Origin of the sequence: Amycolatopsis thailandensis (assembly GCF_042723255.1) — a bacterium.
GTDB lineage: Bacteria > Actinomycetota > Actinomycetes > Mycobacteriales > Pseudonocardiaceae > Amycolatopsis > Amycolatopsis thailandensis.
The window spans coordinates 1-26,673 of sequence record NZ_JBHXJK010000027.1; the positions used below are offsets into that span (position 1 = coordinate 1).

Genomic DNA, 26,673 nt, shown 5'->3' on the forward strand with positions numbered 1-26,673 from the left:
TTCCTAGTTGGTTGGGGTTAGGTGTTTTTACACACTTCAGCATTAGACGGCTAGAAACGCGGGGAGTTAGGCGTCGCCCGAGGAGCCCATGTCGCCGAAGCCGGAGTCACCGGAGTCATCCACGGTGCCCGAGACGATCCAGGTCGCCAGCGCGGCGGCCTGGACGTACGGCGCCGCCGCCGCGGCGGCCCGTCCGGCGGCTTTCGCGCGCCCCCACTTCTCCGGGCGTTCGGCGCGTTCCGGCGCCTCCTCACCCGGCGGGCGCTCGGTGCGCCACGGGGTCTCCTCCGGCCGGACCTCGGCGAGGAAGTCCGCGGTCGGGTCCTCACCGCCCTTGTCGTTCATGAGGACAGCCTGACACCGCGGGCGACCGGAAGCCACCCGCGGTGTGAAGTGGTAAGAAACCCGTCAGAACAGCAGCGGCAGGAGCGCGTGACGGCGCTTGATGACGGCGCCGTACCGCGCGTCGATACGCATCCACGAGTCCGTCGCGGTGACCCGGACGACGTCGCCGTCGATCGACGAGTCGACGAAACCCATCCCCGACAGGGCGAACAGGCACCGCATCTGCACCTTGATCTCCAGCTCGTTGCCGGACACGGTGAGCACCGCCTGATCCATCAGCGACGCGGGCGGCGTGCCGTGCGGGCCGACGTTGTCGCGGGCGAGGGTGACCCCGCGCTCGGCCAGCTCCGAGATCACCGTCGCCGGCAGCTCGTCCACCAGCTGCCAGCGCCCGGGGGCGGGCAGCTCGGAATGCCACATCAGGTCACGGGCCGGACCAGGGTCCATCCGCTCGCCGCCGGCGATGGTCAGCGCCGCGAGCAGTTCGTTGCCGGACACGGTGATGTCCGACGGCGTGATGTCACCGGCGACCGCCCTGGTGGCCAGGACCTCGAACGGGGTCGTGCTCCACGCCTCGACGACACCGTCGCCACGCTGCCGCAACCGCACCAGCGTGTTCTGGTCGAGCCGGACCGCCCTGGCCACGAACGCGCCGAGCGTCTCGCGGTCACCCGCGTCCGGGATGACGAGCTCAGGCATCCGCGAACCCCTTCTCCAGGAAGGCGCGTTCGTCCTCGGTCAGCCGCCGGGGCCGTTCGGACCCGGTGTCGAACGGCGCGAGCACCGTCTCCGCGGTGACCGCGACCTTGTCCGACTCGGCGGGCCCGGCGTGCACCTTGTAGCCGAGGGTAAAGCTGGCGTGCTTCAAGTCCTTCAACGAGATCTCCACCCGGATGTCCTGATCGGACACCACGATCGGCGAACGGTAGTGGACGGCGAGCTTCACCACCACGATGCCCTTGGGCAGTTCGGTGAGCCCGGCCCGGACGGCGTCCCCGAACAGCAGGGGGATCCGCGCCTCTTCGAGCAGGGTCACCAGATTCGCGTGGTTGACGTGCCCGTAGACGTCCATATCCGACCAGCGCGGCCGGATCAGGGAAATGTAGCTCACTACCTCACCGTGCTCCGGATCTGCCTCGCCGCCACGGACAGCGTCGCCAGGTCGAGTTTGCCGGACTGGCTGATTTCGTCCAGCGCGACGCGGGCCCGCTGCAGCCGTGAGGCGTTCGTCTTCTCCCAGTGGACGATCTTCTCGTCCGGGTCGGTATCCGAATCGCTGTGCCGCAAGGCGTCCAGCGTGATCGCGCGCAGCGAACCGTAGACGTCGTCCCGCAGCGCCAGCCGCGCGAGCGCGTGCCAGCGGTTGCCGCGTTCGAGGCCGCTGATGGACGTCAGCATCTTGTCGATGCCGAGGTGGTCGGACAGCGCGTAGTACAGGCCGGCGGTGTCCGCCGGGGTGTGCACCGCGTCGATCCCCACCTGCTGCTCGGCCAGTTCCGCGACGTCGGTGATGTCGAGCAGGCCGAAGGTGTGCAGCAGGAGCGCCACCCGCTCGGCCAGCTCCGTCGGGACGCCCTTCCCGATCAGCCGCTCGGTGTTCGCGTCCACCGAAGCGCACTCGACACCGCGAAGCAGCTCGTGCGCCCGCGGCGCCAGTTCGCCGACGACGCGGCCGAACCGGTTGATCTCGGCGAGCGGCGCGAGGGGCTGCGGCCGGTTGGTGAGGAACCAGCGGGCGGCCCGGTCGAGCAGCCTGCGGGTCTCCAGCATCATCTCGTCCGCGACCTCGGTCGGCACGACGTTGTCCAGCGCGTCGATCTGCGCCCAGAGCGAGGGCAGGTCGTAGACGTGGGTGACCACGGCGTACGCGCGGACGGCGTCGGTCGCGGTCGCGTTCATCTCCTCCATCAGGCGGAAGACGTAGGAGATCCCGGCGCCGTCGACGACCTCGTTGGCCACCATCGTCGTGATGATCTCGCGCTTCAGCGGGTGCTGGAAGATCGCGTCGCCGAACTGCTCCCGAAGCGGCTTCGGGAAGTACTCGGGCAGACGGCGCGAGAACACCTCGGAGTCCGGCAGTTCGCTCGCCAGCAGCTCGTCCTTCAGGTCGAGCTTGACGTGCGCGAGCAGCGTCGCCAGCTCAGGCGACGTGAGGCCTTCGCCCGCCTTCTCCAGCGCGCGGAACTCCGCGGAACTCGGGAGCGCTTCGAGCTTGCGGTCGAAGGCGCCCTTCGCGACCAGCGCCGCGACGAGCCGCTGGTGCACCGAAACCATCGGCCCGGCGTGCGCCCGGCTGACGCCGAGCACGGCGTTCTGCCGGTAGTTGTCGGCCAGCACCAGCTCGCCGACCTCGTCGGTCATCTGCTCCAGCAGCTCGTTGCGCCGCTCGGCGCCCAGCGATCCGGTCGAGACCAGGTGATCCAGCAGGATCTTGATGTTGACCTCGTGGTCGGAGCAGTCGACGCCGGCGGAGTTGTCGAGCGCGTCGGTGTTGATCTTGCCGCCCGCGCGGGCGAACTCGATCCGGCCGAGCTGGGTCAGCCCCAGGTTCCCGCCCTCGCCGACGACCTTGACGCGGAGCTGGTTCCCGTTGACGCGCAAGGCGTCGTTGGCCTTGTCGCCCGCGTCCGCGTGACTCTCGCCCTCGGCCTTGACGTAGGTGCCGATGCCGCCGTTCCACAGCAGTTCGACCGGCGACAGCAGGATCGCCTGCATCAGGTCGTTCGGCGCCAGCGTGGTGACGTCCTCGGCGAGTCCGAGCGCCTCGCGGACCTGCGGGCTGACCGGGATCGTCTTCGCCGAGCGCGAGTAGATCCCGCCACCCTCGCTGATCAGCGAGCGGTCGTAGTCCTCCCACGAGGACCGCGGCAGGTCGAACAACCGCCGCCGCTCGGCGTACGAGGAGGCCGAATCCGGCGTCGGGTCGAGGAAGATGTGCAGGTGGTTGAAGGCGGCCACCAGGCGGATGTGCTCCGAGAGCAGCATGCCGTTGCCGAAGACGTCGCCCATCATGTCGCCGATGCCGACGACGGTGAAGTCCTCGGTCTGGGTGTCCTTGCCCAGCTCGCGGAAGTTGCGCTTGACGCTCTCCCACGCGCCCTTCGCGGTGATGCCCATGGCCTTGTGGTCGTAGCCGACCGAACCACCGGACGCGAAAGCGTCGCCGAGCCAGAAGCCGTAGTTCGCCGAGACCTCGTTCGCGATGTCGGAGAACTTCGCGGTGCCCTTGTCCGCGGCCACCACGAGGTAGCTGTCGTCGCCGTCGTGACGGACCACGCCCGGCGCCGGGACGGTCTTGCCCTCGACACGGTTGTCGGTCACGTCCAGCAGGCCGGAAATGAACATCCGATAGCAGGCGATGCCCTCGTTCAACTGGGCGTCGCGGTCCAGGCCCGGGTCACCCGTGGCCGTCGGCGGGCGCTTCACGACGAAGCCGCCCTTCGCGCCGACAGGCACGATGACGGCGTTCTTGACCGCCTGCGCCTTGACCAGGCCGAGGATCTCCGTGCGGAAGTCCTCCCGGCGGTCGGACCACCGCAGGCCACCGCGCGCGACGTCGCCGAAGCGCAGGTGCACACCCTCGATCCGGGGCGAGTACACGAAGATCTCGTACTTCGGCCGCGGCTCGGGCAGTTCGGGCACCGCGCTCGGGTCGAGCTTGAGGGCCAGGTACTGGCGGGAGTTCCCGTCCCCGTCGGTGACGTGGTAGTTCGTGCGCAGCGTGGCGAGGATGACCGCCATCAGCCGTCGCAGGATCCGGTCCTCGTCGAGGCTGGTCACCTCGTCGACCAGCTTGCCGATCTCCGTGGTGAGGTGATCGGCCTGCGACGCGCGGACCTCGTCGCCGAGCGAGAGGTCGAAGCGGGTCTCGAACAGCCGCACCAGCGCGGTGGCGATGTCGGTGTGCGCGAGGACGGTGTTCTCGATGTATTCCTGGGAGAACGGGATCTTCGTCTGGCGCAGGTACCGCGAATAGGCCCGCAGGATGGCCGCCTGGCGCCAGGTGAGTCCGGCGCGCAGGACGAGACCGTTGAAGCCGTCGACCTCGCAGTCGCCACGCCAGGCGGCGTGGAAGGCGTCCTGGAAGCGGGTGCGGAGGTCGTGGTCCGCGTGGTCGAGGACCTGTGGGTCGATCAGCAGCCCGAAGTCATAGATCCAGGAGCGGCCGCCGTCTTCGCGGCGCAGTTCGTACGGTCGTTCGTCGACGACCTCGACGCCCATCCGCTGGAGGACCGGGAGCACCTGGGAGAGGGTGACGCCCTCGCCGCGCAGGTACAGCTTGAAGCGCCGCTCCCCCGCCTCGGCGTCGGCGGGCAGGTAGAACGACAGCGACAGGTCGCCCTCGTCGGTCAGCGACTCCAGGGCGCGGAGGTCCGCGAGCGCTTCGAGCGCGGTGAAGTCCTCCTTGTAGCCCTCGGGGAACACCGCGGCGAACCGCTGGCCCTGTTCACCCGCGGACTCCTCGCCCATGAGGCCGATCGCGACGCCGCTGTCACCGGCGCGCTCGCGGCGCTCGGCGAGGATCGCCTCGACCATCCGGTCGTCCCAGCTGCGGACGGCTTCGTTGAGCCGTTCCTGGATGCGCAGGGTGTCCGGTTCCGACCGCTGAGAGGGGTCGGTGTGCACGATGAAGTGCACCTGCGCGAGCACGGTTTCCCCGATGCGCGCGCTGTATTCGAGTTGCGTGCCTTCGAGTTCTTCGAGCAGGACCTCCTGCATCGCGAGCCGCGAACGGGTCGTGTAGCGGTCACGCGGGAGGTACACGAGGCAGGAGTAGAAACGGCCGTACGGGTCGCGGCGCAGGAACAGGCGCAGCCGTCTGCGATCCGACAGCGTGATCGCGCCCGTCGTCGTCGAGTACAGCGAGTCGGTGTCGGCCGAGAACAGGTCCGCGCGCGGCCAGTTCTGCAGCACTTCGAGCATCCGCTGGCCGGAGAAGGACTCCATCGGGAAGCCCGCGCGGTGGATGACCTCGCGGACCCGGTTGCAGACCACCGGGATGTCCAGCACGTTCTCGTGCAGGGCGGTGGTGGTGAACATGCCGAGGAAGCGGTGTTCGCCGGTGACGTTTCCCTTGTCGTCGAACGTTTTCACGCCGACGTAGTACGGGTAGACGGGGCGGTGCACGGTGGACGGCGCGCTGGCCTGGGTCAGCACCAGCAGTGTCGGCGCGAGCGCGGACGCCGCCGTGTCCGGACCGGCGGTGAGGCTGCGCGCGGCCAGGCTGTCCTGGCGCAGCACGCCCAGCCCGGTCGCGAGCACCGCGCGCAGGGCGGGCTCGTCGCTGTCCGGGTGCGGGTTGTCGATCAGCTCGTAGCGGCGGTAGCCGAGGAAGGTGAAGTGACCGTCGGCGAGCCAGCGCAGCAACCGGGCGCCTTCGGCGACCTCGCCCACGGCCAGCCCCGGCGGCTTCTCGTCCAGCTCGTCGGCGAGACGGCGCGCGGTCTCGGCCATCTTGTCGGTGTCCTCGACGACCTCACGCACGTCGCCCAGCACCGACGAGAGCCGGTTGTCCAGCTCGCGGGCGCGATTCGGGTCGGTCACCAGGTCGATCTCGATGTACATCCACGACTCGGCCGCGGAATTCGCCGGCGGATCGGCCGGGTCGGCGTCCGGGTGGACCTCCAGCAGCTCACCGGTCAGATCGCGGCTCACCACGACGATCGGGTGCACGATGCGCTGGACCTGCACCCCGTCCCGCGCGAACTCGGCCGCGACGGAGTCCACGAGGTATGGCATGTCGTCCGTGACGACCTGGACGACGGTGGCCTCACGGGTCCAGCCGTCTTCGGGGCCTGTCGGGTTCAGCAGCCGCACGGCGGGGCGGCCGGGCATCCGGTCCTTCGCCAGGTGCAGGTGCGAACGGACGGCGCCGACGAGGTCGACCGGGTCGTCACCGAGAATCTCTTCGGCCGGGATGTGCCGGTAGTAGAGGCGGATCAGATCGCCGATCTCCGGGGCGTACGCCGCGGCGGCGTCGATCAGGTCGTCCCGGATCTGCTCCGGGTTCACCGACCGGCGCCGGGCGCCGTCCTCGGTGCCGACATCTTTTCCGGGCAGGGACGAGACTCCCGTCGAGCTCATTTGAGGCAACTCTCCACAGTAGCGAGATTGACACCGCGACCGGCACGACTCTGTACCGGCCCAGACCCAACCTACAGCTCCGGACTGTCGGCTCCACAAGGCCGGGTCATTCCCGTCCGTCGAAGATTTCCCTGCTCAGATACCGGAATCGCCGTGATCGGTTCAGCTACTCGTCGGTCACATCAGCGGTCTGTCCGGGCCTTCCCGCGTCCCGCCGCACCGGGGGTGACCAGCGCCCATTGCCGCGCAGGGCCACGGCGAGCGGACTCACCCGCCCGACTGAATCGTTCAAGACACCTTCGGTCTTCACCCAGGGCGCAGCAAGGGACCTTTGCTGTCGCCCGTCAGTCGCTTCCGTTGGCGCGGTGCCGGTCGTGGCCGTTGACCGGACGCTTTCCCGAGTCCTGGGAGCCGAGTTGTTTCACGAGCGCGGCGGCGCTCGCCGTCCCCGCCTGATGCTCGGCGAGCGCACGGGCGAGCAGATCGGCGAGACCGGCGTCCGGCGGCGGCTCCTCCTCCGCGATCGCCCGGGCGTAGCTCTCCGGGAACGGTGTGACCGGCCGCCAGGATCCGGTGTCGGTGAGCGGGTCCAGCGCGGGCGGCATCCGCAAGCGCGGCAACCACGGATCCGCGACCTCGTCCTTGGCGCTTTCCCTCGGCACGTCCTCGCGCGACGGCACCGGGTCTTCCCGAGGCGGCGGCGCGAGCGGGACGGCGGGTTCGGCGTACTCGACCGGAGGCGGTTCCCGGCGAGCGCGGGCGGTTTCGGCGCGTTCCTCCGCGACGGGCTCGGGATGCACGGGATCCGCGGCGTCCGCGCGACGGCGGCCTCGGCCTCCTCCGGTGCTCGAAATCCCGAGCCGGTCCAGCACCGACTTCGCCGCCACGGAACCGTGTTCGGCGTCGTGCCTGGTCGTGCGTGAAGCGGGCGCGGCGGACCGCCGGACACGCTCCTCGGCCGCCCATTCGTCGCTCTCCCACAACGGGGCGGCGGTCCCCGGCGGACGGGGCGGCTCGGGCTCCGCGGTCATCCGGGGCCGGGGTTCGGCCGCCGGTTCGGGAGCCAGAAGCAGTTCCGGGACAACAGGTTCCGGGGCAAAGGGTTCCGGGGCGGGGGTGTCCAGGCGGGCGACCGCGGGGTCCTGGGGCACGACCTCGTGGGCGGCGGGGGTTTCGCGGACCGCGGGCTCCTCCCGACGGCGACGTCCCGAGGTCTCCGGCTGGAAACGCGGTGCCGCCTCGGGGCGCGGGGCCGCCTCTCGGTGCGAGACCGCCTCCGAGCGCGGGGCCACTTCTGAGCGCGGGGCCGTCTCTCCGTGCGGGGCCGCTTCTGAGCGCGGGGCCGTCTCGCGGCGCGGTGCAGTGTCGGAGCGCGGGGGCGTCTCTCGGTGCGAGACCGGCTCGGGGCGCGGGGCGGGTTCCGGTTTCGGCGGCATCAGCTTCGGTGCGGCGGGTTCGGCCTTGGGCTCGAACCTGATCGCCGGTTTGGGTTGCCGGGGTTTCTTCGGCACCCGGCGACGCCAGTCACTGTCGGACGCCGCTGCATCCTGAACCGGCTCAGGACGGGACGGCGGCTTGAGCACCGGCGCTTCGACCTTCTTTTCCGCGGCAGGCTTTTCCGCGACCGGTGCCACGGGTGGCTCCGCCGGTCGCGGAGTAGCCGCGGGACGCGGAGGCTCGGCCCGCGCGGGTTCCGGCTGCCCTGCCTGCCGCACGGGCCGCGGCGGCTCGCGACGAACCGGCGGTTCGGCGGCGGCCCGCTTCGGGGGTGCCACGTCGATCGCCGCCATCACCGCGGTCACCTCGGCCTGCTCGAGTGTGGGCACCGGCGTCGGAACGGGGGCGGACTTGGGAGCCGGCGCGGCGGGCGGCCGCGCGGCCACGGAACGCAGGACGTCGTCGAGGTCGACAGCGGCGTTCTCGGCCGCGCCGAACTCGCCGACCAGGACGTTGCACGCCTGCCTGCGCACGCGGGCGTGCAGATGCTCGGCGGCACGCGAACGATGCAGGCAGCCGATGGCCTCCTCGGCCCGGCCGAGCCGCTCCTCGATCTGCGCGAGTTCCAGCCACAGCCGCGCCGTGACGGCGTGGAGGTTGTGGTCCTCGGTGGCGGCGACCGATTCGCGGACGAGCATGCCCGCGGCTTCCCCGGATCCCGCGGGCAGCAGGACACGGGTGGCCACGGCCAGCCTCAGCCACGCGGCCGGCGCGATCCCGGCGGCGCGGACGGGCGCGTCGAGGATCGGCTGCGCGACCTCCATCGCCATGTCCGTGTCGCCACGGTCCAGCAACGTGCAGACGAGTTGCAGGATCAGCCTGATCCGGACGAGACCTCCGTCGTCGTCAGGGTTTCCGAGCTTCTCGAGCATGCCGAGCCCAGTCCGCGCGGCGTCGGCGGCCGCCGTCAGATCCCCGTGCCTCCGACGGTGCGCCGACACCCCGACCCGCAGCATCGCGCGGATCAGCAGCTGCGAATCCGCCGTCATCGAGCCGTCGCCGAGCACGAGCTTGTCCGCCTCGGCGAGCACCCGGTCCAGTTCCGCCTTGCGGCCGAACTGCGCCAGGCAGCCGACGAGGTGACACAACGCCTCGGCCCGGTGCGCCGGTGACACGGCCGGATCCGCCAGCAGCGGCCGCAGGGCGGCCAGCCCGGTCAGCGGGATGCCGACGCTGCGCGCGCAGACGGCCAGGTCGATCCTCAGCCGGGCGGCGATGTCGCCGTAGCCCGCGTGTTCGGCGGCGCGCAAGGCGGCCACCGCGCGGCCGACCGTCCGAGGACGGCCACCGAGCCGCACCCGTGCGGACACCACCAGGCTCTCCGCACGGATCCACTGTTCGTCGGCACCGGCGGCCTCGGCGAGCGCGGCCGCGCGCTCCCCGAGGACCAAGGCGAGTTCGGGCGCCCTCAGGTGCAGGGCGTCCGCGCGTTCGATCAACCTGCCGACAGCGGACAGGGTTCCCCCGGTGGCAGCCGTCCGCCCACCCACCATGGTGGTGGGCGAGCCCGGCCGTTGGCGCTTGCTGGCTTCCACGGGGAACCCCCGGCCCTCAGTCGCGGGTCAGCTTGCGATGGGTGACGCGGTGCGGACGAGCCGCCTCGGCACCGAGACGTTCGACCTTGTTCTTCTCGTAGCCCTCGAAGTTACCTTCGAACCAGAACCATTGCGAGGGGTTCTCGTCGGTGCCTTCCCAGGCGAGGATGTGCGTGGCGACCCGGTCGAGGAACCACCGGTCGTGCGAGATCACCACGGCGCAGCCGGGGAACTGCTCGAGAGCGTTCTCCAGCGAGCCCAGGGTCTCGACGTCCAGGTCGTTCGTCGGCTCGTCGAGCAGGATCAGGTTCCCGCCCTGCTTCAGGGTCAGCGCCAGGTTCAGCCGGTTGCGCTCACCACCGGAGAGCACGCCCGCCGGCTTCTGCTGGTCCGGACCCTTGAAACCGAACGCGCTGACGTAGGCACGCGAGGGCATTTCGGTCTGCCCGACGTGGATGTAGTCCAGCTTGTCCGAAACCACCTCCCATACCGTCTTCTTCGGGTCGATCCCGCCGCGGTTCTGGTCCACATAGGACAGTTTGACCGTCTCGCCGATCTTGACCCGGCCGTCGTCCGGCTCCTCGAGCCCGACGATCGTCTTGAACAGGGTCGTCTTGCCGACACCGTTCGGCCCGATCACGCCGACGATGCCGTTGCGCGGCAGGTCGAACGACAGCCCGTCGATCAGCACGCGGTCGTCGAAGCCCTTGCGCAGCTTCTCGACCTCGACGACCACGCTGCCCAGCCGGGGCCCCGGCGGGATCTGGATCTCTTCGAAGTCGAGCTTGCGGTGCTTGTCGGCCTCCGCGGCCATCTCCTCGTAGCGGTCCAGCCGGGACCGCGACTTGGTCTGGCGGGCCTTGGCGTTGGACCGGACCCAGTCGAGCTCGGACTTCAGCCGCTTGGCGAGCTTGGCGTCCTTCTTGCCCTGGACCTCGAGGCGCTCGCGCTTCTTTTCCAGGTACGTCGAGTAGTTGCCCTCGTAGCCGACGACGCGGCCGCGGTCGAGCTCCATGATCCACTGCGCGACGTTGTCCAGGAAGTACCGGTCGTGGGTGACGGCGAGGACGGCGCCGGCGTAGTTCGCGAGGAACTGTTCCAGCCACAGCACGCTTTCGGCGTCCAGATGGTTGGTGGGCTCGTCGAGGAGCAGCAGGTCGGGCGCGGACAGGAGCAGCTTGCACAGCGCGACCCGGCGGCGCTCACCACCGGAGAGGTGGGTGACCGGCTCGTCCGGCGGCGGGCAGCGAAGGGCGTCCATCGCCTGCTCGACCGTGGAGTCGATCTCCCACGCGTCGGCGTGGTCGAGCTCCTCCTGGAGCTTGCCCATCTCCTCCATCAGCTCGTCGCTGTAGTCGGTCGCCATGAGCTCGGCGACCTCGTTGAAGCGGTTGAGCTTGACCTTGATGTCGCCGAGGCCCTCCTCGACGTTCTCGCGGACGGTCTTCGCCTCGTTGAGCTCCGGCTCCTGCATGAGGATGCCGACGCTGGCGCCAGGCTGGAGGAACGCTTCGCCGTTGCTGGCCTGCTCGATCCCCGCCATGATCTTCAGAACGGTGGACTTACCCGCGCCGTTCGGCCCCACCACGCCGATCTTGGCGCCGGGGTAGAACGCGGTGCTGACGTCGTCGAGGATGACCTTGTCCCCGACGGTCTTGCGCACCTTCTTCATGGTGTAGATGAACTCGGCCATACAAGCGATCGTAGAGCGAGCCGATCGGGACCTTGACGGCGGTCACCACCGAACTACCGACAGTCAGCCTCACATCACTGAGCGAGCATCGGCACCCTCGTCACACGGGCGCGTCCTCGAGCGCGGTGACCATGGGATTCCCTCTCTGCGGCGGAGACAGCGGCGGTGACTGGGGTGCTTGGGGTGACTGCGGAGTCATCGGGATCGCCCGGGGCCGATCACGCCCGGCGCGCTGGATCTCCGCCGAACACCGCGCGAGATTCGGCCCGATCGAAAAGGCCTCAAGCTCAGGTAGACCGAGAGGTGCCGGGATCTCCTCCGCGGTCTCGGCACCACGCAATCGCCCGGCCACGATCACCGGATCGCCCTTGCTCAGGCAGGCGAACGCCGCCATCGCCAGCTTCCGCCAGCAGGTGACCTTGACCGCGAGTTGCCGCCCCTCGCCCCACTCCCCTCTTTCCTTGTCGTACCGGCGTTCGACACTCCGCAACCCGAACGACACGACGTCGTGCCCGTGCACCCGTTCCGGATGGTGGACCGGTTCGCTGGTCAGGTTGCCGATCATGGTCACCCACGTCTCGCCCATCGCCATCACACTCGCCTTTCTCCTCGATCCGGGCCGTTCCCGGTGTCTCCCTTGATCACAGACTGCCTCGGATCAAGGGGCGGAAACGGGCGCGAACGGGATCTGTGGACAACTGCGGGTGTTGTGGGCTTCCTGTGGACAACTCGGGCCGGAAGACGCGGGCCGGCCGGGAGATGTGCTAGCGGCGCTCATGAGCGGTGAGGACGGCTGTTGAGGGGCCAGGCAAGGGTGTCCTGTCGGGTGGCGAGTCCGTGAAGGCCTCCTTCCCTACCTTGAGGGTAGGCAAGGAGGCCTTCACGAAGCGATATGGCGAGGATGAGGAGAAAGTCCCCTTCACCTCGCCGATCACCGCCAAGCGCCGGTCCATGAAGGCCTCCTTGAGAGACCCAGAGTCCCTCAAGGAGGCCTTCACGGACTCGGCAACACGGCAGGACACCTTTAGACCGCTAAGAGCTCTTCCCCTGCCCCCGCCCCTGATCCGCGAGGTTCTTCAGCATCGCGTTGTAGGCGTTGAGATCCGCGTCGCCCGAGGCGTCCTCGCGCCGGTCCTTGCGCCGGGCCTCCCGCTCGTCCTGACGCGCCCACTGCACCAGCAGCGCGACGAGCACCAGCAGCACCGGCAGCTCGCCGGACGCCCACGCGATCCCGCCGCCGAGCCGCTGATCGGTCAGCAGGTCGGTGACCCACGGCAGTTTGAGCCCGCGGTAGAAGTCCTGGCCCAGCACGGTCTGCATGCTCATCAGCGCGATCCCGAAGAACGCGTGGAACGGCATGGCGGCGAACATCATCCCCAGCCGTCCCAGCGGCGGGATCCGGCGCGGCGCCGGGTCGACCCCGATCACCGGCCAGTAGAAGACGTATCCGGCGAGCAGGAAGTGGGCGTTCATCGCCAGATGCGCCCAGTGGTAGTTCAGCGCGGAGTCGAACAGGCCCGAAAAGTACAGGCCGTAGAAGGAACCGACGAACAGCAGCAGCGCGACGATCGGATGCGTCAGGAACCGCGAAAGCGGCGAGTGCACGAACGCGAGCAGCCATTCACGCGGTCCGGGCGGGGCGTCCTTGCCCGCCGCGGGCAGCGCGCGCAGGGCGAGCGTCACGGGTCCGCCGAGGACGAACAGCACCGGCGCCACCATGGACAGCAGCATGTGGTTGCCCATGTGCACGCTGAACATCGCGGGCGCGTACCGGCCGATGCCGGACGACGTCGCGATCAGCAGCACGAAACAGCCCGCGAGCCACGCGACGATCCGGCCGGTGGCCCAGGTGTCGCCGCGGCGCCGCAACCGCCGCACCCCGGCGAGGTACAGCCCGGCGAGAACGATCGCGAGGGTGCCGTAGACGAGGTCGAACCGCCAGTCCGTGAGCAGCCTGAAGACCGTCGGCGGACCGTAGAGGTCGTAGCCGATCAGCAGTTCCGTGGTCGACGGCTGGGTGAACGATTCCTGCGGCGGCGGGGTCTTCGCGAGCCCGGTGGCGATGCCGATCGTGATGAACATGATCAGCACCTCGACGGCGGCGAGCCGCAGCAACTGCCCGCCTCCGGCGCCGTTCACCAGCCCGGCGACACCCTTCTGCCGCTGCTGGTGACCGAAGACGCCGAGCAGCAGCAACGCGACGATCTTCGCGACCACCAGCAGGCCGTAGTCGGTGGTGAACAGGTCGGCGATCCTGATCCGCACGAGCGCGTTGACGAGGCCGGAGACCGCCATCACGATCCAGCAGACCAGCGCCAGTTTGGAGAACCGTGTCGCGGCGAGCTTGAGGTTCTCGCCGCGGCGCCAGCCGAGCGCGAGCAGCGCCACCAGGCCGCCGACCCACAGCGCGGCGGCGACCAGGTGGTAGAGCAGGCTGTTGGTCGCCATGTCGTGCGAGCCGCCGCTCGCGGAATGCCCGGTGACCGCGACCGGGACCAGGCCGCCGACGGACAGGAAGAAGACCACCGTCGTCCAGCCCCAGGTCAGCGCGAGACGGCAGCCGAGCGCGACCAGCAGCGCGATCAACGCGGTGAACAGCCAGGCCTTGGGCTGCTCGATGGCGTCCACGAGATCGATCAGCACCTGGGGCGAGAGCACCTCGGTGAACGGGCGCCCCGCGCCGTCGGCCGCGGAGAAGAAGATCGACGCGGCGGCCGCGAAGAACCAGACCCAAGCGGCGACACCCGCGACGCGGATGGCCGAGTAGCCGTCCGCCGCGAGTGTGCCGGATTTCTGCGGCGGGACGAGGAACGCGGCGAGCAGCAGCGATCCCACGCACAGCACCGAAGCCGCCTCGGCCAGCACCCGGACGACGGTGATGCCGTAGCGCGTCACCAGCCCCGGATCCGGCAGGCCGGCGATGACGTAACCGGCGCCACCGGTCAGCGCGACCAGGCCGACGGCGACCACCGCGGCCAGGAGCGCCCCGATCGACACCAGCGGCAGGACACCGGCCTTCCGTGCGGGTGGGGCCGGTGTCGTCTCGGGGTCTGAAGGCACGTCACGAGGGTAAGCCGGACGCGAAACGGGCAAGATGGCGGCGTGCGGATCATCCTGCTGAGGCACGCCGAGTCGCTCGGCAACGTCGACGAGCTCGCCTACACCCGGATCCCCGACCACGCCCTCCCGCTCACCGATCAAGGCCGCGAGCAGGCCAGGCTGGCGGGCCCCGAGATCGAGGAGGTCCTCGGCGGGCAGCGTCCGGCGGTCTACGTCAGCCCGTATCTGCGGACGCGGGAAACGTTGCGGCTGCTGGACATCCGGGACGACTGCGAGCGGATCGTCCCGGAGCCGAGGCTGCGGGAACAGGACTGGGGCAACCTCCAGGATCCGCAGGAGCAGGAGGTCCAGAAGCAACGCCGTCACGAGTTCGGGCACTTCTTCTACCGGCTCCCGTTCGGCGAATCCGGGGCGGACGTCGACGACCGGGTCGCGGCATTCCTCAGCGAGCTGGCGGCGTGCGGCGAAGATCACCCCGAAACCGTGCTGATCGTTTCGCACGGCCTGACGATCCGGTTGCTGTGCCGTCGCCTCTTCGGCTGGAGCATCGAGCTGTTCGAGTCCCTGTCCAACCCGACGACCTGCGAATACCGCGTCGTCGAGCGGGTGGGCGACAAGTGGACGCTGGACCGTCCGTTCCGCCAGTGGCGTGACTCACCCGACGGGGAGACTCAGGACTGAGGGGGCGAGAAGCACGACCCTGGTCCCCAGCCCCGGACTCGATTCGATCCGCGCGAAGCCGCCGACTTCCGCCATCCGCGCGATGATCGAGTTCTCGAGACCGAAGCCGCGACGCCGGTCACCGACGTCGAAACCGGCGCCGTGATCGCGCACCGTCAAGGAAACCCCGCCGCCGATCTCTTCGACGCTGACGACGGCTCGTCTGGTCCCGGAGTGCTTCAACGTGTTGCGCAGGGCCTCCCTTGCCGAGTCGTGCAGGGCCATGGCCGCCTCCTCCGGAAGCTCCGGACCGCAGTCGTCCTGGATGACGACCTCGGCGCGCAGGCCTTCCGCGGCCATTTCGGCGGCGAGCAGCCGGAGCCGCTGGTGCAGCCCGACCGGTCCGGTGGGTTCGTGTTCGAGGCTGATCCGGATGCGCATCGCCTGGGCGCGAGCGGTGCGGCGGAGCCTGTCGAGGCTGGCCGCCGGATCGAGTTCGTCGGCGGGCGCGGGAATCGCGAACGACTCCATCACCTGGAGGACCGTGTCGTGGACGTCGCGGCGGTGCCGTTCCCGTTCCGCCGCGCGCCCTTGCTGCTCCCCGAACCCGAGCGCGAACCGCATCGACGCGCCGACCAGGCCGACCAGCGCGAGCGACGCCACCAGCGCTGTCGCGAGCGTGAGAACCAGGGCGAACGAGGAAGCCGGGTCCAGCACGGTGTGCAGCGCCACCGTGCCGCCGAGGACCAGCGCCCCCGCCGGCGCGCCGCGCAGCAGTGTCCAGATCATCACCGTCCCCATCAGATGGGTCCAGGTGATCGACGTGATCAGGGCGTCCTGCTCGACCAGCGTGGCGCCCAGGACGAAGAGGACGGCGATCCCGGCGTCGGCCACCGGCACCAGCCGCGTACCGGCCGGGGACCAGCGGAAGATCCAGGCCGCTTCGGCGACGTTCGGCACCAGGTGCAGCACCGCGAACGTCCACAGCACCGGGGATCCGGTGAGACCGGCCGTCCACAGCGCCTGCGCCAGCATCACCAGCCGGAACACCACCGGCACCAGAGCGAGCCGCGGCAGCGTGGTCTGCACCAGCCTCGCCGGGATCCCCACGCCACCCCCGAGCATCAGCACCCTCACGCCGCTCCTCCCCCGGATCAGCCGCCCTGAAACTGCGACCAGGTCGCATTCATCTCAGTTTACCGAGCAGCTTGCCCGCGGTCCGGCGCGGCTGTCAACGGGCGACGGGTTCCGAGACCTCCTCGCGTTTCCGCGCCCGCGCCGCGGCCACCGCGGACGGAACGATCAGCGCGGCGGTCAGCCCGACGAACAGGAACGACACCGAAAGCGACGTCACCTGCGCGATCCCGCCGATCAGCGGTGGCCCGGCGAGGAAGCCGGTGTAGGCGATCGCCGTGACGAAGGCCAGTTCCCGCTCGCCTCCGGTGCCGTCGGCGCGTTTGCCCGACGCCCCCGCGAGGCTCAACGCGATCGGGAAGGCCGCGGCCAGCCCGGCACCCGCCAGCGCGAAGCCGACGAACCCGAACACAGGAAGCGGCGCAAGCGCGGCGAGCACGAGCCCGGCGGCGGCGATCCCCGCGCCCACCGCCAGCGCGCGGGTGGCGCCGAAGCGATTCTGAAGCCAGGCACCCGCGAGCCTGGCCAGCGCCATGGCCAGGGCGAATCCGGAGTAGGCGAAGGCCGCGGCGCCGTCGCCGACCCCGTGCACGGACGTCATCAGCAGGGCGGACCAGTCCGAACTGGCGCCTTCCGCGATCGCCGAGAACAGCGCGATGGCGGCCAGCAGCCAGAGGACGGGGCGTTTGACCGGGGCCACGCGCGGCTTTTCGACGGGTCCGGCGTGTTCGGGCCGCGCGCCGGGCACGGCCACGATGACGAAGGCGAGCACGACGAGCGCGGCCAACGCGGCGACAGTGAGATGCCGCCCCGGCGACCATTGGTGCGACGCGGCGAATCCGGCGGCGACGGAACCCGCCAGCGCGCCGAAGCTGAACCCGGCGTGCAGGACCGGCATGATGGCCTGCCCGGACCGGCGCTCCACTTCGACGCCCGCGACGTTCATCGCGACGTCCAGCGCGCCGACGCTCGCGCCGAGGACGAACAACGCCCCGGCGAGCAGCACGACCGACGTCGAGAAACCGATCATCGGCAGCGCGGCGCAGGCGATGATCGTGCTGCCGGCGACCACGGCGCGGGCGCCGTGCCGCTCGATGAGCCGCCCCGAAACCGACGCCGCGATCAGCATGCCGACGCTGGCGCCCAGCAGGGCCAGGCCGAAGACACCCGGTGAGGCGTTCACCCTTTCCGACAGCGCCGGAGTCCGCGGCGCCCAGGAGCCGAGCGCGGCCCCGTTGAGCGCGAACACGACGAAAACGGCCGTACGGTCACGCATAGACCCCAGTCTCCTTCCGATTCTTGTTCCCCCAGAATGACTTAAGCGCTTCAGAAAGTCCACCGGTCCTGCCCGGGACTAGGCGCTGTCCGGTAAGTCCGTTCGATGGGCTTCGTGATCCAGGTGGTCTCTGGCGGTGCGGGCGATTCAGTCTCGTACCGGGTTGTACTCGGCTGGATCGCCCGTGCCGTCAGGGGCCGCCTGGGCGCGAAGACCGCGGACGGACTTACCGGACAGCGCCTAGACTGCGCCGGTGACCAGCACCCGACGGCGAAGGCCGACGTTGGACGATGTCGCCGACGCCGTCGGGGTGTCGCGGGCGACCGTCTCCAACGCCTACAACCGGCCCGATCAGCTGTCCGCCCAGCTGCGGGAAGAGGTGCTTCGCGCGGCCAAGAAGATCGGTTACGCCGGGCCGAACCCGACGGCGCGCAGCCTGGCCACCAGCCGCACCGGCGCGATCGCCGTCCTGCTCGACACGAATCTCTCGACGGCGTTCTCGGATCCCGCGCTGTCGCTCACCCTCGACGCGCTCTCGACCGTCGTCGACCCCGAAGGCCACGCTCTGCTACTGCTCCCCGGCGACGGCGAGAGCGGTGGACCGCGCGCGGAGCGGATCCTGACCGCACAGGCCGACATCGCGGTGGCGTATTCGCTGGCCGACGGCGCGCCGGCGCTGAACGCGGTCCGCGATCGCGGCCTGCCGCTGGTGGTGATCGACCAGCCGCACATCCGCGGTTCGGCCAGGATCGGCGTGGCGGACCGGGCCGGGGCGGCCGCGGCGGCCCGGCACCTGCTGGAACTCGGGCACCGGCGGATCGGGATCTTCTCGGCGCAGTGCCTCTCGGCGCCGCGCGGTGGCGAACTGAGCGCGGCGGAGGCCGGGAACAGCCGGTTCCACGACAATCGCGAGCGGATGGCCGGCTACCTGGAGACGCTGGCCGCAGCGGGTGTCCCGGCGACGGACGTGCCGATCTGGGAGGCGTCCGGGCTCTCGGTCGAGGGCGCGCTGCCGAGCGCTTTCGGCCTGCTGGACCGGCACCCGAGACCGACGGCGTTGTTGTGCATGTCGGATCTGCTGGCGCTGGCGGCGATCTCGGCGGCCAGACATCTCGGCCTGTCGGTTCCGGGTGATCTTTCCGTCGTCGGCTTCGACGACGTCCCGCCCGCCCGCTGGTCCGAACCACCGCTGACGACCGTCCGGCAGGATCTCGCCGCCAAGGGACGGGCGGCCGGCGATCTGGTGCTGACCCTGCTGCGCGGGGAGAAGGCCCCCGCACCCGCCGAAATCCCCGCCGAACTGGTCGTCCGGGAGTCCACCGCGCGCGTTTAGCAGCCGATTTCGGTACGCGCAAGGCGGTCCCGGCGATATGTGGACAACTCGCCCCGATCGAGCGGCGGACAACTACTTATCCCCAGAAGTAGAAATGCGGGCAGACAAACCCTTCCGGGCGCGCCATCGTGGAATCACACATTCACCGACGGCCCACGAGCCGCCGATCCACGGGGGAGAACCCAGCCATGCAACGACGTTTGACGAACCTGCGCGCCCGACTCCCGCACGTGCTCCTGCTCGCCATGCTCGGCTTGCTGACCAGCACCGGGGTCGCGAGCGCCGCCACCGCGCCGCCCGCACCCGCCTGCCAGAAGGGCGAGTTCTGCGTCTGGGGCGAAGAATCTTTCGGCGGCACCGTGCATAAATTCGACTTGCGCACCTCCAATCCCGAGGAATGCATTCCGCTACCCGAAGGGTTCGACGGACATTCGTTCGTCAACCGGCTGAGCCGGGACGTGACGATTTACCAGAGCGAGGAATGCACGACGGAGGGAGATTTCATCACCTATCCGGGTGGCGGCACCTATGTACCCCAGGGACCGTTCGTGATCCGCGCCCTCAAGATCTGGGACTGACCACCCCGGCGGTTCGCGACGGTCGCTCGCGGAAGAGTCGACTCGCGACCTGCGCGAACCCTGGGGCCGCTCCCCCGAAGCGGCCCCGGCCCGTGAGCGCGTCACCCCGCGTCGTGACGCGCTCACGGGCGTTCCAAAAAACGGTGGGCTCGACCTGAAACGATCTGGCGGTGTCGAACGATCGACAGGTTGGCGACGGCTAAGCTGCCGATGCTGGGCGACACCCAACGTCGCCGACGTCGGCCCTCGTAGCTCAGCTGGATAGAGCAAGAGCCTTCTAATCTCTAGGTCGCAGGTTCAAGTCCTGCCGGGGGCACGCCGCCAGAGGGAAACCCCTGGTCACGAAAGTGGCCAGGGGTCCCGATCCTCATGACTCATCCTGAAGCCGCCTGCTTCAGGCTGCCGTCACTGGACGTAGCGTCTGTGACGTCGGCCGCCTCGCCCAGCGAGCAGGTCACGGGCCGAAGACATGGTCAAGATCCATCGAGGTTTCCCAGTTCGAGGTCAATTATCCACCTGAACCGCCGTCCTGTCACCGGAAACGTGTACCCAAGCCACGAACGGCTTCGACCAGCCAGAGACCGCGCCCCGTAACGCCGCGAACGCAGAAGCAACGGCATTCTCGGCGAAGTGGTCCATCGGCGGCGCCAGGCGCTATAGGTTGTGGCGCATGTACGTGCCGACGCCGACGCAGCGCGACTCTCAGCCGACCGCCGGGCCTCCCTGGTGGCTGGTCATCGGACCCGGCTTCGCCGCGCTCATCGGCCTTTTCCTGGTCACCGTGATCTACCGCTTCGACGGCGGGTCGGCCCTGCAGATCGACCTGGGCATGTCCAGCCAGTCCCTGCTGCTGAACGGCCTCGTCTCGTACCTCGTCGCGGCCGCGATCGCCTTCCCCGCCGGTCTGCTGCTTGGCGGGCGCTTCCCGACGCCGGTGACCGTGCCCGCCATCGCCCTGATGCTCATGGGCGTGGCGCTGGTCGCCTTCGTGCCCAGCAGCGGCTTGCTCCTGGTCGGCCGGGTGCTCGGCGGACTCGGCGCGGGCGCCGTCCTCGGGGTGACCGTCGCTCTGATCCGGCGGCTCCACTCCGGCCGCGGCGCCGCGGCCGGAGTCACGGCGGGCCTCGGTGTCGTCGCCTTGGTGATCGCGCCTGTCCTCGGCGGGCTGCTCTCGGACGCCACCGGTTTCCGCGTGGTGTTCGTGGTGGCCGCGCTGTTCGTGCTCGTCGCGCTCGTCGTCGCCGGAGTCCTCGGCATCGTCGCCTTGGTCAAGGTGAAGACACCGGCGCACCCCTGACCTTCAGCTGCCGAGACTCCGCAACGCCGCGAGCAGTTCGTCCGGCACTTCGAGCCCGGCTTCCACTTCCGACACCTTCGCGGCCACGCGCCGGTGCGTCGCCCGGCCACGGGCGCTGAGGTGGACGAGCACGCGGCGCCTGTCGGCGGCGTCGACCTCGCGGTAGGCCTGCGCGGTGGTCACCAGTTTGTCGACCACCCTGGTCAGCGTCGGGGCGGTGGCCAGCGTCCGGTCGGCGAGATCGGCCATCGCGAGGCCGCCCTTGCCGCTCAGCGCGTCCAGCGCCAGCCACTGGTCCAGGGTGAGACCTTCTTTGGCGAGCACCTGCTCGACCCTGGCGGCGACGGCCCTGGCGGCACGGGTGAGCGAGCCGGTGACCGACATTCCGGCGGTCGCGACGCCGCGTGTCCCCATATCCCGTCCCCTTGCCAAAACCGGACACCCTCGCAATACTTCCAGGTGAAAGCACTTTGACCTTACCGGGCCACCGCACGGAGCGCCATGCCCCTACGCCTCGCCACACGGCCCCGCGACGACATCTGGCGCGTGGCCATGGTGGTCCCGCTGCAGGGGCCCGCCGGACTGTTCGGCCCGTCCTGCGAGGCGATCACGGAGCTGGCCGTCCACGAGCTCAACGAGTCCGGCGGCATCCTCGGCAGACAGGTCGAGGCCGAAGTGGTCGACGGCGGCGGCAGCCCGGGGCAAGTGGCCGAAGACCTGCGACGCCTGGTCGAGGGCGGGCGGGTCGACGCGGTGAGCGGCTGGCACATCTCCTCGGTCCGGAACGCGCTCGCGCCGGTGGTGGCCGACAGGATCCCGTACGTGTACACCTCGCTCTACGAAGGCGGCGAGCGGCGTTCGGGCATCTTCTGCACGGGCGAGACACCACGGTGCCAGATCGAGCCGGCACTGCGCTGGCTGCGCGACCATCTCGGCGCCCGCCGCTGGTTCGTCGTCGGCGACGACTACGTCTGGCCACACCGGTCGGCGCGGGCGATCCGGCACTACGCCAAGGATCTCGGCCTGCGCATCACCGGCGAGGCGTTCGTCGGGCTCGGCGAGGGCGACATGTCCACAGTGGTCCGTTCGGTCGAACAGTCCACAAGCGACGGTGTGCTCATGTTGCTGGTCGGACAGGACGCGGTCCGCTTCAATCGCGCCTTCGCCGCACAGGGGCTCAGTGACCGCCTGATCCGCTTCAGCCCGTTGATGGAGGAGAACATGCTCCTCGCCAGCGGCGCGCACGCCACCGGCGGCCTCTACGTCTCCGCCGCCTACTTCCGTTCCATGGTCACCGCCGACGCGATGGACCTGCTCGGCCGCTACGTCGACCGCAACGGTCCCGGCGCGCCGGCACTGAACAACGCCGCCGAATCCTGTTACGAGGGACTGCACACGCTGGCGGAACTCGTCCGCCGGGCGGGGACACCGGAACTGCCCGCGCTCAACGCGGCGATCGACGGCGTCGCCTACCACGGCCCGCGCGGCACGATCGAGTTCCGCGGGCAGCAGGCCGACCAGCACGTCCACCTCGCGGTCGCCGACGGCTACGACTTCGAAGTCCTCACCCGACTGTAGAACCAGACCCTCTTGACTCGCTCCGGCACACCACATACTTTCATTTGAAATTATTCCACGTGATGCACGTTACGCGGAGGTGAGCATGGGCAACGTGGGCCTGCTCTACGTCGGCGCCGCCTTGATGATCAACGGCCTGATGTTGCTCGGCCGGATACCGCCACGGTCGGCGGCGGTGCTGAACCTGTTCGTCGGCGCGCTGCAATGCGTCACCCCGACCGTGCTGATCGTCCAGGCGAACGGGAATCCGGACGCGGTCCTCGCCGCGTCGGGGCTGTACCTGTTCGGTTTCACCTACCTGTACGTCGGCATCGCGAACCTCGCCGGCCTGGCGCCCGAAGGCATCGGCTGGTTCTCGCTCTTCGTCGCGGGCGCCGCCGTGGTCTACGCGGGGATCGCGTTCTGGCGCGACGACGATCCGGTGTTCGGCGTCATCTGGCTGTCCTGGGCGCTGCTGTGGACCTTGTTCTTCCTGGTGCTCGGTCTCGGCATGGAGCGGCTGACCCGGTTCACCGGGTGGACCGTGCTGCTGCTCAGCCAGCCGACCTGCACGGTGCCCGCGTTCCTCGGCCTGACCGGCGCCTATCGCAGCGACGCCGGGACGGCGTTGCTGGCGGCCGCGATCGCGGTGGCGCTGATCGCGACGGCCGGTTCCCTCGACGTCCTGAAAAACCGTTCCGAGAAAAGGAGTCTTCATGCGACACGGTGACATTTCCGCCAGCCCGGACACGGTCGGCGTCGCGGTGGTCAACTACAAGATGCCGCGACTGCACACCAAGGCCGAAGTCCTCGACAACGCCCGCAAGATCGCCGAAATGGTGGTGGGCATGAAGTCCGGTCTGCCCGGGATGGACCTGGTGATCTTCCCGGAGTACTCGACGCAGGGCATCATGTACGACCCCAAGGAAATGTACGAGACGGCGGCGACCATTCCCGGCGAGGAAACCGAGATCTTCGCCGCGGCCTGCCGGGAAGCCCAGACCTGGGGCGTCTTCTCCATCACCGGCGAGCGGCATGAGGACCACCCCGACAAGCCGCCGTACAACACGCTCGTGCTCATCAACGACCGCGGCGAGATCGTCCAGAAGTACCGCAAGATCCTGCCGTGGTGCCCGATCGAAGGCTGGTACCCCGGCGAAGAGACCTACGTCAGCGACGGACCCAAGGGCATGAAGATCTCGCTGATCATCTGCGACGACGGGAACTACCCGGAGATCTGGCGCGACTGCGCGATGAAGGGCGCCGAGCTGATCGTGCGCTGCCAGGGCTACATGTATCCGGCCAAGGAACAGCAGGTACTGATGGCCAAGGCGATGGCGTGGGCCAACAACTGCTACGTGGCCGTGGCGAACGCCGCCGGTTTCGACGGCGTGTACTCGTACTTCGGGCATTCCGCGATCATCGGCTTCGACGGGCGCACGCTCGGCGAGACCGGCGAAGAGGAGTACGGGATCCAGTACGCGCAGCTTTCGGTGTCGGCGATCCGCGACGCGCGCACCTACGACCAGTCGCAGAACCACATCTTCAAGCTGCTGCACCGCGGTTACACCGGCGTGCAGGACGCGGACGAAGGCGACAAGGGCGTCGCGGACTGCCCGTTCGACTTCTACAAGCTCTGGGTCACCGACGCCAAGAAGGCGCAGGAGAACGTCGAGTCGATCACCCGCGACACCATCACTCCTCGGAACCCATGATGAGGACGGTGAGCCGGACACCCCGTGACGTGTGGGCGAAACTCAGCATCAGCGGGACGAGCACCAGCGCGAAATAGGTCCACAAAGGCCAGTGGTACAGATGGTTCAGGTGCCAGGTTTCCTTGAGGGCGATGAAGAACGCGCCCCCGGTCACGATGAACCAGCCGCGAGCCTTGTTGGCGAAGGTGGCCATGGTGCGCCGCTGCTCGGTCGTGAGCGAATTCATGATCTCGCGGTGCGCCTTGGCTCGCCGTCGCCGCTCCTTGGCGATGGCCACCGGCGGCAGCAGCCACCACCAGCGCGAAACGGGCTTGCCGAAGGAGGGGCGAGGCGCCTCCTTGACCGACCGCAGATCGCCGAACCGCTCGCTCTCCTCGCGGAGTTCGAGCGCGCCCTGGTACATCGGCCCGGCGACGAGGAGCCAGCCGCCGAGAAAGGCGGACCAGGCGATGAAGTACTCGATGTGGATCACCCCTCCCCGGATCACCGACGTCCGTGATCCCCGGTGATCAGCCTATCCGCCCTAGACTCGGGCCCATGGACAGGATCGACAGCGGCAGCCGGGTGATCGCCGCACCGCCCGCGACCGTCTACGAAGCCTTACTGGACCCGGAGTCCCTCGAAGCCTGGCTGCCGCCCGAAGGCATGCGCGGCCGGATCGAACGCTGGGATCCGCGGCCCGGCGGCGGCTTCCGGATGACGCTGACCTACCTCGACGCGTCCGCCGCGCCCGGCAAATCGTCGGACGCGACGGACGTCGTCGAAGTCGGCTTCGCCGATCTGGTGCCGCGAGAACGCGTGGTGCAGCTGGCCGTCTTCGAGTCCGAGGACCCGTCGTTCGCGGGCACCATGACGATGACCTGGGAGCTGGCCGCCGCGGGTGACGGCACCGAAGTGACCGTCACCGCGACGGACGTCCCGTCCGGCATCGGCCAGGCGGATCACGAAGCCGGGATCGCCTCCTCCTTGGCCAATCTGGCTTCCTTCGCCGAAGCCCGCTGACGGCGGGGCGCGATGACGATCGCGGCGAGGACGGCCATCACCAGCGGCACGACCAGCGCCGCCCGGAAACCGCCGAGCGCGGCCTGCGGCGAACCGTCCCCGAGAGCGGCGGTGCTGACGGCGGTCACCGCGGACAGCCCGAGCGCCGCCCCGAACTGGAAGGACGTGTACAGCAGGCCGCCCGCCAGTCCCTGTTCGTCTTCGGCGACCCCGTCGGTGGCGACGATCGTCAGCGGGCCGTAGGCCAGGGCGAACCCGAGTCCCAACAGGATCATCGACGGGAACATCGCCGCGTACGTCCAGTCCATGCCCAGCGGCAGGAAGAGCGCGTACGCCGCGACAGCGAGCACGATGCCGCCGAAGATCACCCGCGGGTTGCCGAACTTCGCCACCAGCCGGGGGGTCAGCGTCGGCGCGAGGATCGCGTCGATCCCGGTCGCCAGCAGCGCCAGGCTCGTCTCCAGCGTCGACCAGCCGCGGAGTTCCTGCAGGTACAGCGTCACGAGGAACTGGAACCCGAAGAACGAGCCCGCGTAGAGCAGGGTGCTGATGTTCGCCCGCAGCAACGGTCCCGACCGCAGGATGCCCAGCCGCACCAGTGGCGCGGGCGAGCGGCGTTCGATGGCCACGAAGACCGCCAGCGCCGCCGCTCCCCCGGCGAAGGAAGCGAGCGTCCAGCCCCAGTCCTGCCCAGGATGTTCCAGCCGGATCACCCCGTAGGCGAGCAGCAGCATCGCCGCGGTCACCGTGACCGCTCCGCCGAAGTCCAGGCCCCGGGCGGCGCGGGCTCGTTTCACCGGCTCCTTGATAAGCCAGAGCGCGGCGGCCAGGATGACCGCGGCCAGGATCACCGGCGTGAAGAACACCCAGCGCCAGTCGATCCCGGTCAGCAGTCCGCCGATGACGAGGCCGAGCGCGAAACCGCCGGCCGCGGTACCGGCGTAGAACAGCAGCGCCTTGGTGCGTTTCGGGCCTTCTTCGAAGCTCGTGGTGATGATCGACAGGCCGGCGGGGGTCATGAAGGCCGCCGCGACCCCGGTGACGAACCGGGCGAGCAAGAGCATCCAGCCTTCGGTGGCGAACCCGCCCAGCCCGGAGAAGACGAGGAACACCACCAGCCAGGTGAGGAACATGCGGCGGCGGCCGTACAGGTCCGCGGCGCGCCCGCCCAGCAGCATGAACCCGCCGTAACCGAGCACGTAGGCGCTCACCACGCCGCTCAGGGTCGCGGTCGACAGGCCGAGTTCGGCCCGGATGGAGGGCAGCGCCACGTTCAGCATCGCGATGTCGATGCCTTCCAGGAAGATGGCGCCGCACAGCACCAGGAGCACGCCCCAGGCACGTCCGCTCATCCGGTCGGCGGCACGTGTTGTAGTCAAGATCAGTTCTCCCTCGGTGGACAAGGGACCGACGGTTACCCGAATGCCGGTCGGTTCCCTCTTGTAACCAAGGAGATCTTCGGACACTATCGGTGACCATGGAAGAAGGCACTTTGAACTCACCCAGTCGTTGTGAACTCACCGAGGAGGACTACGAGGCCTTCCAGTGGGACACCCGCGAGGACTGCGAGGTCCGCCAGATCCTGGACCGGGTGGCGGACAAGTGGTCGCTGCTGGTCATCGCGCTGCTCGACCTGAACACCCTCCGGTTCACCGAGCTGAAGTACAAGATCGACGGCATCAGCCAGCGGATGCTCACCACGACGCTGCGTCACCTCGAACGCGACGGGCTCGTGTCCCGGACCGTCTACCCGGTCGTGCCGCCCCGCGTGGACTACGCGCTGACACCGCTGGGCATGACGCTGCACAAGACCATCCAGTCGCTGGTCACCTGGACCGAAGACCACCGGAGCGAGATCGCCCTCGCGCGCGACCAGTACGACAAACGCGTCAACGCCTAGGGAGCCG

General features: G+C 69.4%; 22 protein-coding genes and 1 tRNA gene. 10 read left to right on the forward strand and 13 right to left on the reverse strand.

Translation table 11 applies throughout. The annotated features are described in order from the left end of the window. Nucleotides 1-66: 66 nt before the first annotated feature. From ACFWMR_RS13325 to ACFWMR_RS13360, 8 genes are all read right to left on the reverse strand, one after another. Nucleotides 67-345, reverse strand: coding sequence for a hypothetical protein (locus ACFWMR_RS13325; protein WP_378378536.1), 279 nt, complete (start codon nucleotides 343-345; stop codon nucleotides 67-69). Between the two features lie 63 nt (nucleotides 346-408). Further along, nucleotides 409-1,044: a hypothetical protein gene (locus tag ACFWMR_RS13330; RefSeq protein ID WP_378276451.1), complete on the reverse strand. Its 636-nt coding sequence runs from the start codon at nucleotides 1,042-1,044 to the stop codon at nucleotides 409-411. Continuing rightward, nucleotides 1,037-1,456, reverse strand: a complete 420-nt coding sequence (locus ACFWMR_RS13335) for an acyl-CoA thioesterase (protein WP_378276449.1) — start codon at nucleotides 1,454-1,456, stop codon at nucleotides 1,037-1,039. Before ACFWMR_RS13335 ends, ACFWMR_RS13330 begins: the two co-directional genes overlap by 8 nt. After that, nucleotides 1,456-6,429 (reverse strand): NAD-glutamate dehydrogenase, encoded by a 4,974-nt coding sequence (locus ACFWMR_RS13340; protein ID WP_378276448.1) that lies wholly within the window; start codon nucleotides 6,427-6,429, stop codon nucleotides 1,456-1,458. The genes ACFWMR_RS13335 and ACFWMR_RS13340 overlap by 1 nt, the downstream gene beginning before the upstream one ends. Before the next feature lie 344 nt (nucleotides 6,430-6,773). Further along, the gene (locus tag ACFWMR_RS13345) at nucleotides 6,774-9,461 is read right to left on the reverse strand and encodes a hypothetical protein (protein WP_378378537.1); all 2,688 of its coding nucleotides are present in this window, start codon (nucleotides 9,459-9,461) and stop codon (nucleotides 6,774-6,776) included. Between the two features lie 16 nt (nucleotides 9,462-9,477). After that, entirely contained in the window at nucleotides 9,478-11,154 is a 1,677-nt protein-coding gene (ettA, locus tag ACFWMR_RS13350) for an energy-dependent translational throttle protein EttA (protein ID WP_005158250.1), read from the reverse strand. Between the two features lie 100 nt (nucleotides 11,155-11,254). Then, nucleotides 11,255-11,740 carry a single-stranded DNA-binding protein gene (locus tag ACFWMR_RS13355; protein WP_378276445.1) on the reverse strand — a complete coding sequence of 162 codons (486 nt, stop codon included), beginning with the start codon at nucleotides 11,738-11,740 and terminating at the stop codon, nucleotides 11,255-11,257. A gap of 446 nt (nucleotides 11,741-12,186) precedes the next feature. Beyond that, nucleotides 12,187-14,214: a cytochrome c oxidase assembly protein gene (locus ACFWMR_RS13360; protein WP_093936214.1), complete on the reverse strand. Its 2,028-nt coding sequence runs from the start codon at nucleotides 14,212-14,214 to the stop codon at nucleotides 12,187-12,189. A 42-nt stretch (nucleotides 14,215-14,256) separates the two neighbouring features. Between ACFWMR_RS13360 and ACFWMR_RS13365 the strand changes: the two genes are divergently transcribed. Continuing rightward, complete coding sequence (locus tag ACFWMR_RS13365; RefSeq protein ID WP_093936215.1) at nucleotides 14,257-14,895, forward strand: histidine phosphatase family protein; 639 nt, start codon at nucleotides 14,257-14,259, stop codon at nucleotides 14,893-14,895. Here the strand turns inward: ACFWMR_RS13365 and ACFWMR_RS13370 are convergent. Beyond that, entirely contained in the window at nucleotides 14,869-16,005 is a 1,137-nt protein-coding gene (locus ACFWMR_RS13370) for a sensor histidine kinase (RefSeq protein ID WP_378378572.1), read from the reverse strand. The two genes, ACFWMR_RS13365 and ACFWMR_RS13370, sit on opposite strands and share 27 nt — an antisense overlap. Nucleotides 16,006-16,105: 100 nt before the next feature. Continuing rightward, a complete protein-coding gene (locus ACFWMR_RS13375) occupies nucleotides 16,106-17,284 on the reverse strand; it encodes an MFS transporter (RefSeq protein ID WP_378378538.1) in 1,179 nt (392 codons plus the stop codon). A gap of 283 nt (nucleotides 17,285-17,567) precedes the next feature. Between ACFWMR_RS13375 and ACFWMR_RS13380 the strand changes: the two genes are divergently transcribed. From ACFWMR_RS13380 to ACFWMR_RS13395, 4 genes are all read left to right on the forward strand, one after another. After that, entirely contained in the window at nucleotides 17,568-18,617 is a 1,050-nt protein-coding gene (locus tag ACFWMR_RS13380) for a LacI family DNA-binding transcriptional regulator (RefSeq protein ID WP_378378573.1), read from the forward strand. Nucleotides 18,618-18,805: 188 nt separating this feature from the next. Then, entirely contained in the window at nucleotides 18,806-19,195 is a 390-nt protein-coding gene (locus ACFWMR_RS13385; protein WP_093936219.1) for a peptidase inhibitor family I36 protein, read from the forward strand. 242 nt (nucleotides 19,196-19,437) lie between these two features. Next, nucleotides 19,438-19,511, forward strand: a tRNA-Arg gene (locus ACFWMR_RS13390). Nucleotides 19,512-19,865: 354 nt separating this feature from the next. Next, nucleotides 19,866-20,492: an MFS transporter gene (locus ACFWMR_RS13395; protein ID WP_378378539.1), complete on the forward strand. Its 627-nt coding sequence runs from the start codon at nucleotides 19,866-19,868 to the stop codon at nucleotides 20,490-20,492. Between the two features lie 3 nt (nucleotides 20,493-20,495). On the opposite strand, the gene ACFWMR_RS13400 is transcribed toward ACFWMR_RS13395, so the two are convergent. Then, nucleotides 20,496-20,906, reverse strand: coding sequence for a MarR family transcriptional regulator (locus tag ACFWMR_RS13400; RefSeq protein ID WP_093936221.1), 411 nt, complete (start codon nucleotides 20,904-20,906; stop codon nucleotides 20,496-20,498). A gap of 138 nt (nucleotides 20,907-21,044) precedes the next feature. Between ACFWMR_RS13400 and ACFWMR_RS13405 the strand changes: the two genes are divergently transcribed. From ACFWMR_RS13405 to ACFWMR_RS13415, 3 genes are all read left to right on the forward strand, one after another. Next, the gene (locus ACFWMR_RS13405) at nucleotides 21,045-22,070 is read left to right on the forward strand and encodes a substrate-binding domain-containing protein (protein WP_378276226.1); all 1,026 of its coding nucleotides are present in this window, start codon (nucleotides 21,045-21,047) and stop codon (nucleotides 22,068-22,070) included. Nucleotides 22,071-22,155: 85 nt separating this feature from the next. Next, nucleotides 22,156-22,779 (forward strand): AmiS/UreI family transporter, encoded by a 624-nt coding sequence (locus ACFWMR_RS13410; RefSeq protein ID WP_378378540.1) that lies wholly within the window; start codon nucleotides 22,156-22,158, stop codon nucleotides 22,777-22,779. Continuing rightward, on the forward strand, nucleotides 22,766-23,764 hold the full coding sequence (locus tag ACFWMR_RS13415; protein WP_093936224.1) for an aliphatic amidase: 999 nt from the start codon (nucleotides 22,766-22,768) through the stop codon (nucleotides 23,762-23,764). Before ACFWMR_RS13410 ends, ACFWMR_RS13415 begins: the two co-directional genes overlap by 14 nt. Here ACFWMR_RS13415 and ACFWMR_RS13420 read toward each other — a convergent pair. Next, entirely contained in the window at nucleotides 23,745-24,236 is a 492-nt protein-coding gene (locus ACFWMR_RS13420) for a hypothetical protein (RefSeq protein WP_378378541.1), read from the reverse strand. The genes ACFWMR_RS13415 and ACFWMR_RS13420 overlap by 20 nt on opposite strands. A 65-nt stretch (nucleotides 24,237-24,301) precedes the next feature. On the opposite strand from ACFWMR_RS13420, the gene ACFWMR_RS13425 reads away from it, so the two are divergent. Then, a complete protein-coding gene (locus ACFWMR_RS13425; protein ID WP_378378542.1) occupies nucleotides 24,302-24,766 on the forward strand; it encodes an SRPBCC family protein in 465 nt (154 codons plus the stop codon). Here the strand turns inward: ACFWMR_RS13425 and ACFWMR_RS13430 are convergent. Then, complete coding sequence (locus ACFWMR_RS13430) at nucleotides 24,706-26,118, reverse strand: MFS transporter (protein WP_378378574.1); 1,413 nt, start codon at nucleotides 26,116-26,118, stop codon at nucleotides 24,706-24,708. The genes ACFWMR_RS13425 and ACFWMR_RS13430 overlap by 61 nt on opposite strands. Before the next feature lie 125 nt (nucleotides 26,119-26,243). Here ACFWMR_RS13430 and ACFWMR_RS13435 point away from each other — a divergent pair, with 125 nt between their 5' ends. Beyond that, nucleotides 26,244-26,666: a winged helix-turn-helix transcriptional regulator gene (locus tag ACFWMR_RS13435; RefSeq protein ID WP_093936228.1), complete on the forward strand. Its 423-nt coding sequence runs from the start codon at nucleotides 26,244-26,246 to the stop codon at nucleotides 26,664-26,666. Nucleotides 26,667-26,673: the final 7 nt, after the last annotated feature.

What these genes read in the sequence shown, in the direction of transcription:
- ACFWMR_RS13400 (WP_093936221.1), bottom strand. Translation starts at nt 20,906, where the DNA reads ATGGGGACACGCGGCGTCGCGACCGCCGGAATGTCGGTCACCGGCTCG.
- ACFWMR_RS13435 (WP_093936228.1), top strand. Translation starts at nt 26,244, where the DNA reads ATGGAAGAAGGCACTTTGAACTCACCCAGTCGTTGTGAACTCACCGAG.
- ACFWMR_RS13355 (WP_378276445.1), bottom strand. Translation starts at nt 11,740, where the DNA reads ATGGGCGAGACGTGGGTGACCATGATCGGCAACCTGACCAGCGAACCG.
- ettA (WP_005158250.1), bottom strand. Translation starts at nt 11,154, where the DNA reads ATGGCCGAGTTCATCTACACCATGAAGAAGGTGCGCAAGACCGTCGGG.
- ACFWMR_RS13425 (WP_378378542.1), top strand. Translation starts at nt 24,302, where the DNA reads ATGGACAGGATCGACAGCGGCAGCCGGGTGATCGCCGCACCGCCCGCG.
- ACFWMR_RS13340 (WP_378276448.1), bottom strand. Translation starts at nt 6,429, where the DNA reads ATGAGCTCGACGGGAGTCTCGTCCCTGCCCGGAAAAGATGTCGGCACC.
- ACFWMR_RS13415 (WP_093936224.1), top strand. Translation starts at nt 22,766, where the DNA reads ATGCGACACGGTGACATTTCCGCCAGCCCGGACACGGTCGGCGTCGCG.
- ACFWMR_RS13325 (WP_378378536.1), bottom strand. Translation starts at nt 345, where the DNA reads ATGAACGACAAGGGCGGTGAGGACCCGACCGCGGACTTCCTCGCCGAG.
- ACFWMR_RS13395 (WP_378378539.1), top strand. Translation starts at nt 19,866, where the DNA reads ATGTACGTGCCGACGCCGACGCAGCGCGACTCTCAGCCGACCGCCGGG.
- ACFWMR_RS13330 (WP_378276451.1), bottom strand. Translation starts at nt 1,044, where the DNA reads ATGCCTGAGCTCGTCATCCCGGACGCGGGTGACCGCGAGACGCTCGGC.
- ACFWMR_RS13430 (WP_378378574.1), bottom strand. Translation starts at nt 26,118, where the DNA reads ATGAGCGGACGTGCCTGGGGCGTGCTCCTGGTGCTGTGCGGCGCCATC.
- ACFWMR_RS13405 (WP_378276226.1), top strand. Translation starts at nt 21,045, where the DNA reads ATGGTGGTCCCGCTGCAGGGGCCCGCCGGACTGTTCGGCCCGTCCTGC.
- ACFWMR_RS13375 (WP_378378538.1), bottom strand. Translation starts at nt 17,284, where the DNA reads ATGCGTGACCGTACGGCCGTTTTCGTCGTGTTCGCGCTCAACGGGGCC.
- ACFWMR_RS13410 (WP_378378540.1), top strand. Translation starts at nt 22,156, where the DNA reads ATGGGCAACGTGGGCCTGCTCTACGTCGGCGCCGCCTTGATGATCAAC.
- ACFWMR_RS13385 (WP_093936219.1), top strand. Translation starts at nt 18,806, where the DNA reads ATGCAACGACGTTTGACGAACCTGCGCGCCCGACTCCCGCACGTGCTC.